At 50.6% G+C, this 12971-nt stretch carries 13 protein-coding genes; 9 read left to right on the forward strand and 4 right to left on the reverse strand.

All coding sequences use genetic code 11. The annotated features are described in order from the left end of the window. Window positions 1-35 precede the first annotated feature (35 nt). Window positions 36-782 carry a DUF475 domain-containing protein gene (locus H6F86_RS06540; protein ID WP_190447302.1) on the reverse strand — a complete coding sequence of 249 codons (747 nt, stop codon included), beginning with the start codon at window positions 780-782 and terminating at the stop codon, window positions 36-38. Between the two features lie 496 nt (window positions 783-1278). Between H6F86_RS06540 and psaM the strand changes: the two genes are divergently transcribed. Next, window positions 1279-1371, forward strand: coding sequence for a photosystem I reaction center subunit XII (gene psaM, locus H6F86_RS06545; RefSeq protein ID WP_190447303.1), 93 nt, complete (start codon window positions 1279-1281; stop codon window positions 1369-1371). A 355-nt stretch (window positions 1372-1726) separates the two neighbouring features. Next, window positions 1727-2110, forward strand: coding sequence for a hypothetical protein (locus H6F86_RS06550; RefSeq protein ID WP_190447304.1), 384 nt, complete (start codon window positions 1727-1729; stop codon window positions 2108-2110). Between the two features lie 88 nt (window positions 2111-2198). Here H6F86_RS06550 and H6F86_RS06555 read toward each other — a convergent pair whose 3' ends face one another. After that, a complete protein-coding gene (locus H6F86_RS06555) occupies window positions 2199-3014 on the reverse strand; it encodes a tetratricopeptide repeat protein (protein ID WP_190447305.1) in 816 nt (271 codons plus the stop codon). Between the two features lie 390 nt (window positions 3015-3404). On the opposite strand from H6F86_RS06555, the gene H6F86_RS06560 reads away from it, so the two are divergent. Then, window positions 3405-3869, forward strand: a complete 465-nt coding sequence (locus H6F86_RS06560) for a hypothetical protein (protein WP_190447306.1) — start codon at window positions 3405-3407, stop codon at window positions 3867-3869. A gap of 71 nt (window positions 3870-3940) precedes the next feature. Further along, entirely contained in the window at window positions 3941-4495 is a 555-nt protein-coding gene (locus tag H6F86_RS06565; protein WP_190447308.1) for a glutathione S-transferase family protein, read from the forward strand. 44 nt (window positions 4496-4539) lie between these two features. Here H6F86_RS06565 and H6F86_RS06570 read toward each other — a convergent pair whose 3' ends face one another. Then, entirely contained in the window at window positions 4540-4959 is a 420-nt protein-coding gene (locus H6F86_RS06570; protein WP_190447309.1) for a DUF1499 domain-containing protein, read from the reverse strand. Window positions 4960-5020: 61 nt separating this feature from the next. Next, window positions 5021-5530: a hypothetical protein gene (locus H6F86_RS06575; protein WP_190447311.1), complete on the reverse strand. Its 510-nt coding sequence runs from the start codon at window positions 5528-5530 to the stop codon at window positions 5021-5023. 715 nt (window positions 5531-6245) lie between these two features. On the opposite strand from H6F86_RS06575, the gene H6F86_RS06585 reads away from it, so the two are divergent. The 5 genes from H6F86_RS06585 (at window position 6246) to H6F86_RS06605 (ending at window position 12952) form a co-directional block, all read left to right on the forward strand. Beyond that, window positions 6246-7655 carry a glycoside hydrolase 100 family protein gene (locus tag H6F86_RS06585; protein ID WP_190447314.1) on the forward strand — a complete coding sequence of 470 codons (1410 nt, stop codon included), beginning with the start codon at window positions 6246-6248 and terminating at the stop codon, window positions 7653-7655. Between the two features lie 759 nt (window positions 7656-8414). Then, window positions 8415-9137: a 2Fe-2S iron-sulfur cluster-binding protein gene (locus H6F86_RS06590; RefSeq protein WP_242033390.1), complete on the forward strand. Its 723-nt coding sequence runs from the start codon at window positions 8415-8417 to the stop codon at window positions 9135-9137. Then, a complete protein-coding gene (locus H6F86_RS06595; RefSeq protein WP_190447316.1) occupies window positions 9134-10123 on the forward strand; it encodes a xanthine dehydrogenase family protein subunit M in 990 nt (329 codons plus the stop codon). Before H6F86_RS06590 ends, H6F86_RS06595 begins: the two co-directional genes overlap by 4 nt. Then, window positions 10120-12234: a xanthine dehydrogenase family protein molybdopterin-binding subunit gene (locus H6F86_RS06600; RefSeq protein ID WP_190447317.1), complete on the forward strand. Its 2115-nt coding sequence runs from the start codon at window positions 10120-10122 to the stop codon at window positions 12232-12234. Before H6F86_RS06595 ends, H6F86_RS06600 begins: the two co-directional genes overlap by 4 nt. A 127-nt stretch (window positions 12235-12361) precedes the next feature. Continuing rightward, entirely contained in the window at window positions 12362-12952 is a 591-nt protein-coding gene (locus H6F86_RS06605) for an antibiotic biosynthesis monooxygenase (protein ID WP_190447319.1), read from the forward strand. Window positions 12953-12971: the final 19 nt, after the last annotated feature.

The raw sequence follows: 12971 nt of genomic DNA on the forward strand, positions 1-12971 counted from the left end.
AACCCGCTTTCTTGCCTGAGCCAGTGTTTGAAACCTTACAGTTCCGCTTTTTCCTTTTCTGGTTCTTTGGCTTCAGTCGCACTTTCTAGCACAGTGCTGTCTACCACTTCATTGCGCTCAGAGAAGCCCCACAAGAAAATGAGGGCAATCGCGCTTACCATTACCCACTCTGGCGGGACGAGGGCATCATTAATCACCCGTACCAGTAGCCGTAGCCCTACTAGCGCGACAGTGACGTAGCCTGCATCTTCTAAATGCCGAAATTCTTTGAGCCAGCGGATAAATAGCCCTGCCATAAAGCGGAGGGTGATAATGCCGATCGTTGCACCAATCAAAATCAGCCAGGTTTCTTGAGACACAGCGATCGCTGTTGTCACGCTATCAAGCGAAAAGGCTAAATCCGTCACGCCAATGATGGGGATCGCCTGCCAGAGCGAGGTAAAGCGCGGTCCATGATGCAAATTTTCATCATCGGCATCTGGCTTAGACGTGAAATACTGAAAAACCAGCCACAGCAGGTAGAGTGCGCCTGCCAACTCAAACTGCCAAAATTTTACGACCCACGTTGCCGTCAAAATTAGACCAACGCGGAGAATGTAAGCAACAACCAGACCAATGTTAAGCGCACGCTTCTGTAAGGCACTATCTTCCAAGCCCTGTGCCAGTGCTGCAAGAGCGATCGCGTTATCAGCCGACAACACTGCTTCCAGCGCGATTAAAACGGGCAGCACCAGCAGCGTTTCCAGCCCAAAATTAGGAGAGTCCAGTAATTGATCTAGCATTCAGTGATTTCTAAGCTTCAAATCTAAAGTTCAAACATTACAGGTTAGGGGCACGGCTTGTCTCTGCCGTCAGGAAACACACTATCCTTAGCAAGCGATCGTGCTACCACTTAGTTTTGCATAACGACCAGGGTGAAACAGTTGCAGTCCAAACTCTAAGAGGCGATCGTTATAAACACATAAGCCTCATAAACTAAGCCTCATAAACATAGACAGTAGTGGTTGCAGTTGCCTGCTACATAGCCTTAGTGCACAGAGTTAGTGGCTCATGGTGAGTGATCCCCACGCTTGAGCGTACTCAACCCTACGCTTTAAGCCTAACGCCTAAGCGCAAAAAATCGCTAGTAAAGGTGCTTGATTCAGGCTTCGAGACAGTACCTACAGGGGGATTGCAAAGTCATCGGATCTATTGCATCTTGTAACAAGTTGTTCCCGAAGTGCTCACTTTAGAGGACATTGGGGAACTATAAACCCCACAGTAAGGAGTTTTCAGACAATGCTATCGGATACTCAAATTTTCATCGCTTTAGTGGTCGCACTCGTTCCTGGCATTCTTGCCTTACGGTTGTCCACCGAGCTTTATAAATAAACGACGCTAGTACAAATAGCGTTTCAGGTAGCCTGTTTTGCGGTTTGGCATGACGATCGCCCGATGCTGTCATTGGGTTGGTGAGGTGAGTCAATCATCTAAATGCACGATCGCTGAAGCAGGCTACTTGCCTTTTTGCCTTGCAAGTCTTGGCGCTAAGTTTCTGTTTTTCTAAAGAATTTGCTTAAACTTTAAAGTTGCCAACTTAAGTATTGTTGACTTTAATAGAGCAGGCTTTGCTGCGGGACTTATGCTTTGAAAGATAGCGCGATCGTTTTACTGTGATTGCGACTAAGCTATAGACCTATATCAAGGATTGCTCTACTGTTTGCCGCCTAGACCGGACTGAACTATCATGCACGCACTGAAACCGTCCTCCTTTCCGCCACAGCCGCAGCGCCCCCTCCGGACGGTTCCTCGCCAGAAAACGAAGGTAAAACAGCGCCCCTATCGTGCTGCTCTCATTGAAACTACTGTAAAGCTATCGGTTAATGTCGTTTTGTCAGCAGCAGCGATCGGTGCGTTGTCCCAGCTTTTACCCTATCGCTCATCCCAGGCTGCTAAATTGCAAGAACTGCAAGTTACAGTAGCAGCGACGGAAGAACGGGTAGAACGCACCCAAAACAAATTCAAACAATACTTTGACCCGTATCAGACAGGCGCTAATATGCAAGCTCAGAGTAATCGTATCGGTACTCAGCAGCGACGCATTGTGTTCCGACGTGCGGGCGGACAATAGTCTAGATAAGCTGCAAGCTCCATACCTGGCACGGTAGATGCACGCCAGAGTTGCAGTGGTAAAACCCTTTAAGTCGCAGCAGCGTCCCTTATTCCTCTATATCAGAGAGGGGATCGAGGAGGTCATCCAACCAAAGTTCAACTTGCAGTCGCAGGCGATGCGATACATCTAGCAGTAGGCTATCGGTGGGTGAGAGGGCAGCAAGGGCGCGGCGGTAGTCGGTAATGGCATAGTTCCAATCACCAGCTAGATGAGACGTACGACCGCGCTGGGCATAAATGTGCCCTGCGATCGAAACGCCCGGTGCCGTAGCACCACCACTTCGCATCTGATCAAACTGGAGGGCGAGGTCAAAGTTTTCGATCGCTTGATCGTACATCTCTAGCTCACAGAACGTGATGCCCTGGTTCATGCGGGCATGAATATTCGTTGGGTTGAGATCAAGCGCCGTTTCATAGTCAAAGAGTGCTTCCATTGGTCGCCCCATTGAGGCGTAACAGTTCGCACGATTGTTGTAGATTTTCGCAAGTTCAGGGTTTAGTTGCAGTGCCTGGTTGTAGTCAGCCAGAGCCGCAGCAAACTGCCCTGTTTGAAAGTACAGCAGTCCCCGATTGTTATAGTCATTAACGCTGCTGGGACTATTAGGATTGCGATTGATGAGTAAGCTGAGGAGGGCGATCGCGGCTGCATAGTTGCCTTGCTGGATTTCACAGAAAGCTTCCTCACGAAGCAAAACACTCTGTTCAGCCAAACTAGGGGACGCAGCACTAGCCCCAGAGCGATCGGACGCACTTTGCTTGCTCTCTAGACTGCGCTTGCAGCGAGGTTTCGTGATAACTGAGGCATTATGTCGGGCGGACAGGTTAACACTGTGCTGCCGACCCTGATGTATGCGAGAGTTCATAGCCTTCCTACCTTAGGTATGCGATTACACTAGGGGATTTTCCTTTGGGAGGTGCTCTATTTATGTGTCACTTGCTCATGTGTCTTAAGACAGAGTTTTCGCCGACTAGGGCTAACTATGCCTCAATACGCTTGCTAAGTAGGTCTTTCGTGGCTTGGGTCGATCGTGTGTCCGGTCGCTTCATTAGGGTGCCAGATGTCTGTGTGGCTTTCGGACGAGAGGGATAAAAAGTGAGGGGTAAGTAGTAAAACGTAAGGAAAGATGAACGATCAAAACAGAGAGAGAACGGATAAGAAGATGGAGAGGGAATGGGAAGCGTCCCTGTGAAGTTGGTAGAATGCAACACAGCGATCGATTTGTTAACGCCGGATTTGCACTTTGGATTTTTCTATGACAACTGCAACGTTTGACTTGAATGCGCCTGATTTAACAGCCGATGATTATATTGTTTTGGGCTTGGCAAGCTGTTTCATCAAAGATGAGGGTGAAGTGCATGAGGTTGCGATCGTCGAGCCAATTCCTTCAGCAGCGTTAGAAGCGATCGTTAAAGGGATTCCAACCTCCTATCAAACGGCATTCGCGACAACCCTCGGAGCTGTCTTTGTCGGTGAGACCCCGCAGCTACCAACTACTTTCCCCACCACTGCCCAGTTTTGCGATGAGTTTGTAGAACGGACGATCGCGGCTGCTCGTACTTATAAGGTGCGTCCCGTTGCTCAAGCACATATCCCAGTCGGCTCGAGCCGTAGCGATTTTGCTTATTCGGTTGAGCGCAAGCGGGTACTCAATTCGCAGCGCCTCGTCAAGACTGAGGATAATGTAAAGCAGCATGAGTACACACATAAGGTGCTCTAGTGTTTGGTTGTTGGTGTTTTGGTTGTTGGATGGCTCATCATCAACGACTGAGTTTTTTGTAAAAGGTTTCTATGCTCAAGCTTTATGGTGGGAAGTTTAGTCGCGCCTCGATCGTGCAGTGGCTCTTAGCGGAACTGGAGGTGCCCTATGAGTTTGTGCTGCTGGATATGCAGGCGGGTGAACATTTGGAGTCGGATTATACAGCCATCAATCCGATTGGAAAGGTGCCTGCGATTATGGATGGTGACTTCAAGCTGTGGGAGTCGGGCGCAATCCTGCTTTACCTGGCAGATAAGTACGGCAAGAGTGACACCGCTGAGCAGCGCGCTGAGATTGCACAGTGGGTTTTGTTTGCCAATGCCACGCTAGGACCAGAGCTGTTAAATGAAACAACGCGCGATCGTGAAATGTCTCGTTTAATCAAGCCGATCGACCTGATGCTGGTGCAGCAACCCTTTCTGCTGGGCGAAGCCTTCAGTGCGGCTGATGTTGCCATTGGTTCTACGCTGGGCTTTTTCCAAATGCGCTTTCAAATGGACTTCAGCGCCTATCCAACACTCATGGCGTACCTCAAGCGGCTGTCCGAACGACCTGCGTTTCAGACGACGATCGGGAGCCGAGGCTAACGCATGGCTCTACTGGTGTTGATGAAAGCGTTGCTACGCCCCAATTAAACCCGTTGTACAGCCGCTTGTGCTTCTTGCAGCTTTGTACGAATCGACTCAATGCGGCTGCGGTTTACACCCAGATCTGATTTGCCTAAGCGTGATGCTGACCGTACGTGAATGACGTTCTGGGGTGCGTCGAGATAAAACTCAACGTCATCAACAAAGCCCATCAGCTTGCTGGCAAACTCAACGTAGAGATAATCGCTCGTTTCGCTGACGATCTGTGTCCGCTCCAGGGATTGGATCACTGTTTTAAGGTTTGCCCAGGCTTCCGCTGGCGTTGTCGTGAAGGAGAGTGGCGCGATCGCGTGTTCTGCTGCCTGATCATAGCTGCAAACACAGTTGGGAGTGCCAGGACAGGGCAACAGCCGACCATTGCTGACACCAAGCTGAGTAGGACGGTTGCCTGAAAATTTGAACATAGAGCAGCACGGTAGATTTTCGGTTGACTCAACTCATAACGCAAGACGTAAAGCCCGATCGCTAGTTTTCACCCTTTTTGCTAGCTTTCGGTTCTGTTTCTGTGGCATTGAGGGCGCGATCGAGCACACTACGGGCATCTTCTGCCTGGCTTCTTGCTTCTTTATAGCGAAGGTTTGCCTGCGCGTAAGTTTTCAAAGCTTTGAAGCCATCTTTCAGGCTGGCAATTTCTTCTTCGCTGACGGGCTCATCGCTAAACAAGATATCGATTTTGGCACGTACCTGAAGTGCTTCTGTGCGGGAATCTTGCAGTTTGAGCTTTAACGTTGCCAGGTTGCTAAGTACTTGCACCGCATGGGTCACGGCATCTTCTTCGGGGCTGGGGTTTGCGGTAGGTTCTTTCACTTCAATAAACTGTTGAGGAGCAAAGCCGTCAGAAAGTTCGGTTTGGAGTTCGCCAGCATCCATCAGTTCGATCAACTGATCCATCGCTTTTTCGCGTGCTTTCACTGAGTCTTTACCAGGAACGGTCAGAATGACTTCGGGGCTTTGAACGAGCGTGTATTGGACCATAGGGGTAAAAATAAAACATTTGTACTATAAAGCTTATAGCATGGTGCTGTAATTAACGCATAGAGCAGCGCTCTATAAGTGCGGATAATTGAGGGCAATCATTAACCGAGAGCTTGGAGTGGTGGCAAGTCTAACCATTCCTGTGCCTCATCCTACACTACTGCATCGGTCGCCAGCACAAAAGGTTTTCAGCAGTCAGTGGTCAGTAGTTAGCAGTCAGTATGGACGTTAAAGGCTGAAAGCTGAAAGCTGAAAGCTAATTTAAGCAGCGGAGAACGTACGTAGAATTACGGGGCTACTGAATCTTTATCATTCTCGATCACTTTAACGCTCTCCCTCACCAAGAATTTACTGAAGATCCCTCCTGGTAGGAACTAAGCTAGGCGTATAAGTTTTTTAAGACAGTTAACGCTCAATTCAGGTTTTGCTTGAAGAGGCTATAAACGATCGCTTGACTAACGTTGGTTGGGCAGACGCGATCACCGTAGCGCCGCGCATCACGAGCGTTGGCAGTACGCGACCGTTTCGTTTTTCTGGGGTGCCGCAGAGTACAAAACTAGCCTGATGAGCGCACAAAGACCTTGAATGCTTGATCAGCCTTAGTGCTTAAGAAGCTCAGTCGCTTGAGGTCATGATCTCAACTTGGCTGGGTTTCATGTTGTTTTGACCGCGTACAAACCGAATTATGGACAGCGCGAGGAGCGCAAGGCAAGCAATGCAAGGACAGAACAATTTCGTTAAAGAAGCCTGGGAATTGTTGGAAGATGCGATCGTTCACTATCGGGGTCGCCCCGTTGGCACCGTAGCAGCACGCGACCCGTATGTTGAATCGCTCAATTACGACCAGTGCTTTGTGCGCGATTATGTGTCGGCAGCACTACTGTTTTTGATCAAAGGACGGTACGAAATTGTTCGCAATTTTTTGGTCGAAACGCTGGGATTGCAAAGTAGCGATAAGCAGATGGACTGCTTCAATGCGGGGCAGGGGTTGATGCCAGCCAGCTTTAAGGTCGAAGCGTGGGACGGTCATCAATACCTGACGGCAGATTTTGGCGAACACGCGATCGGTCGAGTCACGCCGGTTGATTCTTGCCTCTGGTGGATCATTCTGCTACGAGCGTACGTGAAAGCAACGGGCGATATGACGCTGGCACATGATCCAGAGTTTCAAAACGGTATTATTTTGATTCTCAAACTGTGCCTAGCCGATCGCTTCGATATGTATCCCACCATGCTTGTCCCCGATGGTGCGTTTATGATCGATCGACGTATGGGAGTGTTTGGGCATCCCCTCGAAATCCAGGCGCTTTTTTATGCCGCACTTAGAGCCGCCCAAGAATTGCTTGCTCCAGGGCGCAAAGGCGATATTTACCGGCAGGTCGTCAATCAGCGGTTGAGCATCTTAAATTTCCACATTCGAGAATATTATTGGTTGGATTTGAGTCGGCTGAATGCCATCTATCGCTACCGAGGTGAGGAGTTTGGCGAAGCAGCAGTCAACAAGTTCAACATCTATCCCGATTCCATTCCCTATTGGCTCACCGAGTGGATGCCTGAAAAAGGCGGCTATCTGGCTGGTAATCTGGGTCCTGCCCAAATGGACTTCCGGTTCTTTACGTTGGGCAACTTAATGGCGATCGTCTCTTCCTTGGCAAGCGAACGCGAATCACAATCGATTATGGACTTGATCGAGCAGCGCTGGCAGGATCTCGTCGGCTATATGCCTATGAAAATCTGCTTCCCTGCCGTTGAAGATCTGGAGTGGAAGATTCTTACAGGCTGCGACCCCAAGAACGTGCCCTGGTCGTACCACAACGGCGGCAACTGGCCCGTCTTACTGTGGACTCTCGCCGCTGTTGCTCAAAAAACAGGCAGACCCGAGCTTGGCTGGCGGGCGATCGAAATGGCTGAACGACGGTTGAGCGAAGATGAATGGCCCGAATACTACGACGGTAGAAATGGCAGACTTGTTGGCAAAGCCTCACGCAAGTATCAAACCTGGACAATCTCCGGCTACCTGCTAGCACGAGAGTTCCTTGAAAATCCCAAACACCTTGACCTGATTAGCTTTGACGAAGACCTGGAAATGCTGGCACTGTTGGGTAAAGTGTGCGAGCGACGATGACACGGAGAGAGAGATTTAACCTGCCGTTGGGTTGCGCTAAACCTGTTTGAGTCAGGTGTATTAGTTTTACGCCTGACTTTGCTTCGTGGCTTTAGCTTTACGTGTTTACCACGTAAAGCTTTTCTGAAGGAAATTTTTACAAAATATATTTGCTGCTTTGAGCTTAGTTGCAAGGCAGTACGAGCTAAAGTTTATAGATCTTCGAGACGTTACTAGCCGTGATCCATGAACTCCATCTTGCGATCGGTTTAGATGCGTTTGCCTGCCCTAGTAACGTTATGCCACCGACTACTAAGAAGGAGGGCTAAATTAAGCACGACTTAGAGAACGGGTTTCGACGGCGCTTAACCCAACCACACCTAGGACTAGAAGCCTTAAAACTTCGGCGTGAGCGCTCAGTTGAACGCGAAGTCGAAAGGCATCTTATCAATCCTTACGCTCAGCTACTTATCTGGCAGCAAATGGTCAGACAATTAAAGTCTCCGAGGAGGTTTCAGAGCAAGTTGCTCAACTTGGTGCTTGCTTAACTGCATGATTGCCTGCGCTAGTGTCTACAACTGCTTGTGTTAACTGTAGGCTGCAATGCGTGATTTTGCGCGTCTTAGCTTAGTGACATAGAAGGGCATCTCTTACTTAAAGACGCTATACCTGGATGTCTTCAGCTTTTTTGTGCCCTGAACCTGTATAGAGAAGAACGCTACTCAAGTGAAATACCTTATAGTCTTGACATAGATTGGACGCAAACCAGAGGTAAGGCTGATGCATCCCCCTCAAGACAGTCAGAAACATAAAACGCGACGGAACTTTCTAGGGCAGGCATTGACGGCAGCAGGAACCGCGATCGCGGCTCCCTCATTGCTCAATCAAGCCACTGCTGCTCAACCTGGAAAGCCATCCCCAGTTTCAGGGAAAGGTGAAATGTCTGTAACCCTTAACATTAATGGTCAGTCACAAACATTAGCGATCGAACCACGGGTGACGCTGCTAGATGCCCTACGTGAACGACTGGAGCTAACTGGCAGCAAAAAAGGCTGCGACCACGGACAATGCGGAGCTTGCACAGTATTGGTTGATGGGCAGCGGGTCTATTCCTGTCTCGCGCTAGCAGTCATGCAAGAGGGTAAGCAAATTGTCACGATTGAAGGCTTAGCAAAGGGAGATACGCTGCATCCCGTTCAGGCTGCCTTTATTGAGAACGATGGGTTTCAATGTGGCTACTGCACTCCTGGGCAAATTTGCGCCTCTGTTGCGCTTCTGGATGAGGTGAAGCGAGGTTGCGCCAGCGCTATGACGGCAGATTTGACCAGTCCTCCCCAACTGACAAATCTTTCGGAAGCTGAAATCAAAGAGCGGCTGAGCGGTAATCTCTGTCGTTGTAGTGCTTACAACGGGATTGTCGCAGCAGTGCAGCAGGCAACTGGGCAAACACCACCATCTCCTGCGGCAGCGATGTTGGTGCGCGAAGCAGGAGTCTCGGCATGAAAAACTTTTCCTATGTTCGCGCGATGTCCGTGAAAGAGGCAGTCCAGCAAGCATCGATCCCTCAATCAATGTTTATTGCGGGTGGCACCAATCTAGTCGATCGCATGAAGGTTTTTCTAGATGAGCCGTCCCAACTGATCGACATCACTCGTCTAGACATGACCCGCATTGAGCAGACAAAAGACGGTCTGCGCCTGGGTGCTCTGGTGAGCAACACCGCCGTTGCCGATCATCCCGAAGTCCGGCGCAGCTACCCTATGCTGGCACGCGCCATTCTGCTGGGAGCGTCTCAGCAAATTCGCAATGTGGCAACGACGGGCGGCAACTTGCTTCAACGCACACGCTGCCCCTACTACTACGACACTGCTTTTGACTGCAATAAGCGGGAACCTGGATCCGGTTGTGCCGCTTTAACTGGCATTAACCGCATCCACGCCCTGTTCGGAGCCAGCGATCAGTGCGTGGCAGTGCATCCCTCTGATATGTGTGTGCCACTGGCAGCGCTGGATGCGATCGTGGAAGTGGAAGGACCCAAAGGTAAGCGGCAGATTCCCTTTACGGATTTCCATCGGCTACCCGGCAATACTCCGCAACGAGACACGAATCTAGAACCGGGAGAACTCATTACAGCGCTTATCTTACCCCCTGCCCCGTTTGCCAAAACGAGTGTTTATCTAAAGCTACGCGATCGTGCCTCCTATGCTTTTGCGCTGGTTTCGGTCGCAGCGGCAGTCGAGCTTGCGGATAACCGCATCAAAACAGCACGGTTGGCAATGGGTGGCATGGCACATAAACCCTGGCGCTTTACGGAAGCAGAGACATTTCTCATAGGCAAAGCTGCAAACACCGAAACGTTTCAACAGGCAGCAGAGATCGCCCTGAAAGGAGCCAAGCCACTTGAGTACAACGGCTTCAAAGTTGAATTAGCAAAGCGGGCGATTAGACACGCCCTCACCGTTTCAGCCAAAGGAGGAGGGATCGCATGAGCAAGGTAATTGGTACAGCGGTCAACCGCAAAGACGGCTACGCAAAAGTCACAGGTACGGCGACCTACTCGGCAGAACATGACGTTCCAGGGCTAGTGCACGGGGTTGTGGTTACATCGACGATCGCCAAGGGTCGCATCAAGGCGATCGACACCCGCGAGGCAGAAAAGGCTCCCGGCGTGACTGCGGTTTTTACACACAAAAACGCCCCCAAGGTATTCAAGCCCAGCAACAATTTCATGACCTCAAAAATCTATGAGGCCCGGTTGCCCCTGTCCGATGACCAGATTCATTACGCTGGGCAAATTATTGGCTTAGTGGTTGCAGACACCTTTGAACGGGCAAGATACGCCGCGCACCTGGTGAAGGTCGAGTACGATGCCCAGAAGCCCACGATCGAAGCGAAGAATGCCGTTTTCAAAGAAGCGCCGCCTCAGATGGGTGAGGAGTTTAAGTTTGTGAAGGGAGATGTTGCCGCAGGTATGGCAGGTGCCGCGACCAAGCTGGAGGCAACCTACACGACTTCGACTGAACTACATGCACCAATGGAACCCCACGCCATCATTGCCCAATGGCAGGGGACAGATGCCCTCACGGTCTACGAACCGTCCCAGTTTGTTGCCTTGAGCCAGCGCACCTATGCTGAACTGTTTGGGCTGCCCTCCGAAAAAGTCCGCATTATCATCCCTTACCTGGGGGGCGCCTTCGGTTCTAAAGCCTTCCCTTGGCCTCACGGCATTCTAGCTGCCGCTGCTGCTCGTCAGATCAAGCGTCCCTTGAAAGTTGTTCTTAGCCGGAGACAGGTAACTGCCAATGCTGGACATCGGTCTGAAACAGAGCAAACCGTTCGGCTAGCAGCAGCAGCAGATGGGATGTTGAGCGCGATCGCCCATGAAGTGAAGTCCAGCACATCGCCTGTAGAAACCTTTACAGAGCCTTGTACCTCGGTCACTCCAGCTATGTACACCGCTCCCAATCTGCTGCTCAACCAAGAGCTAGCAGTGATGAACATTGGCACACCGACCTTCATGCGGGCACCGGGTGAGGCTCCGGGTATGTGGGCGCTAGAGTCAGCGATGGATGAGCTTGCCTGGGCGCTAAAGCTCGACCCGATCGCACTACGGCTAAAGAACGAAGCCAAAGAGCATCAGCGCAAGGGCTTGCCATTCTCCGCCAAGCATTTTGCTGACTGCCTCAGAGTTGGGGCAGAGCGCTTTGGCTGGAAGGACAGACCAGAGCCACGATCGCTCACCCGCGATGGTAAGCTCATCGGCTGGGGCATGGCGGCTGCCACGTTCCCTGGTTTCCGTGGCAAAACCTCGGCAAAAGTACGCCTGCTCCCAGATGGCTCCGTCCATGTCCTTACCTCTGGCAATGACATGGGCACGGGATCATACACTGTAGTTGCTATTACCGCCGCCGAAACATTAGGTGTTCCGGTTGAAAAGGTGCGGGTGGAGATGGGTGACTCGCAGTTGCCCGATGGTGGACTGGCAGGTGGTTCCCAAATGACCGCCTCCCTCGTCCCAACGGTGATGAAAGCCTGTCAAGATATCCTGAAAACTGCTAACTGTACAACGGGGACTGAAGCCTGTGCAGCGCTTCAAAAGTCGGGACGGGCGGCGATCGAAGCCTCTGCTTCTTCCGCTCCCGGTGACGAAACGAAAAAATGGGCGTTTCAATCTTGGGGTGCCCACTTCTGTGAAGTTACTGTTGATGAAGAGATTGGACGCCTACGTGTAACTCGATGGGTATCGGTGATGGATGTTGGGCGCATTATCAATACCAAAGCTGCTGCCAGCCAGGTGCGTGGTGGTGTGATTATGGGCATTGGGCAAGCGCTGATGGAGGAATGCCATTTTGACCCGAATACAGGGTATCCCGTCGTCTACGATCTGGCGACCTACCACTTCCCAGCCCATGCCGATACGCCCCGCATTGATGTTGCTTTTGTTGGCGAACCAGACCTGAACTTCAATCCGGCGGGTGTGCGTGGTGTCGGTGAGATTGGCATTACGGGTGTTTCGGCAGCCATTGCCAATGCGGTTCATCATGCAACGGGCAAACGTCTCCGCAGCTTGCCACTCACTCCTGATAAGTTGATTGCGTAAACTTAAGTTGCTTTACACACCTTCAAATCCTGGTTCATGCCAATTTGAAGACATACAAAGCTGCTGATGTCGATTGGGTTTCGTAGATCCAGCCCAATCGACATTTCTCAGTCAATCACCGTTTGTTATGGAAAACTTCGATCAACCATCTGATCCAATCACATTAGTCATCTCAGAGGTTGTTGAACCACGTTGTATTCAAGCGTATGAAGCTTGGTCTAGAGGGTTTAATCAGGCGGCTCAACAATTTGAAGGCTTCCTGGGGGTGAATGTGATTCGCCCTCGTGATCATGACCATCCTGAATACGTGGTAATTGTGAAGTTTGACAGCTACAACCACTTCAGAGCTTGGCGAACCTCCCCAACCTTCCAGCAGTGGGTTGAGAAGGGTCGTGATTTGGTAGTTGATCGCTCACAGCAACAGTTTGGTGGTGTTGAACTGTGGTTTTCGTCGCTATCGCTAAAGGCTGCCAGTACACTGCCCCAGCCAGCTTATTACAAGAATGTTGTTCTCGGTGTCCTGGCGGTTTATCCACTCATTTTGCTTGCAGATGTACTGCTGGGACAATTGTTGAAACCATTGCCTCACTTATTGGGTTTATTGATCTCAGTCACCTTTGTGTCTGCATTATTAACTTACCCGGTGATGCCTTGTCTAACCTGGTTACTTGACTTCTGGCTCTATCCAGCTTCATCCCGTAGCGCCAGCAAGTATTAGAGAACATTTATTTCTCATC

The sequence above is a fragment of the Phormidium sp. FACHB-592 genome, from assembly GCF_014695795.1.
Lineage (GTDB): Bacteria > Cyanobacteriota > Cyanobacteriia > Leptolyngbyales > Leptolyngbyaceae > Stenomitos.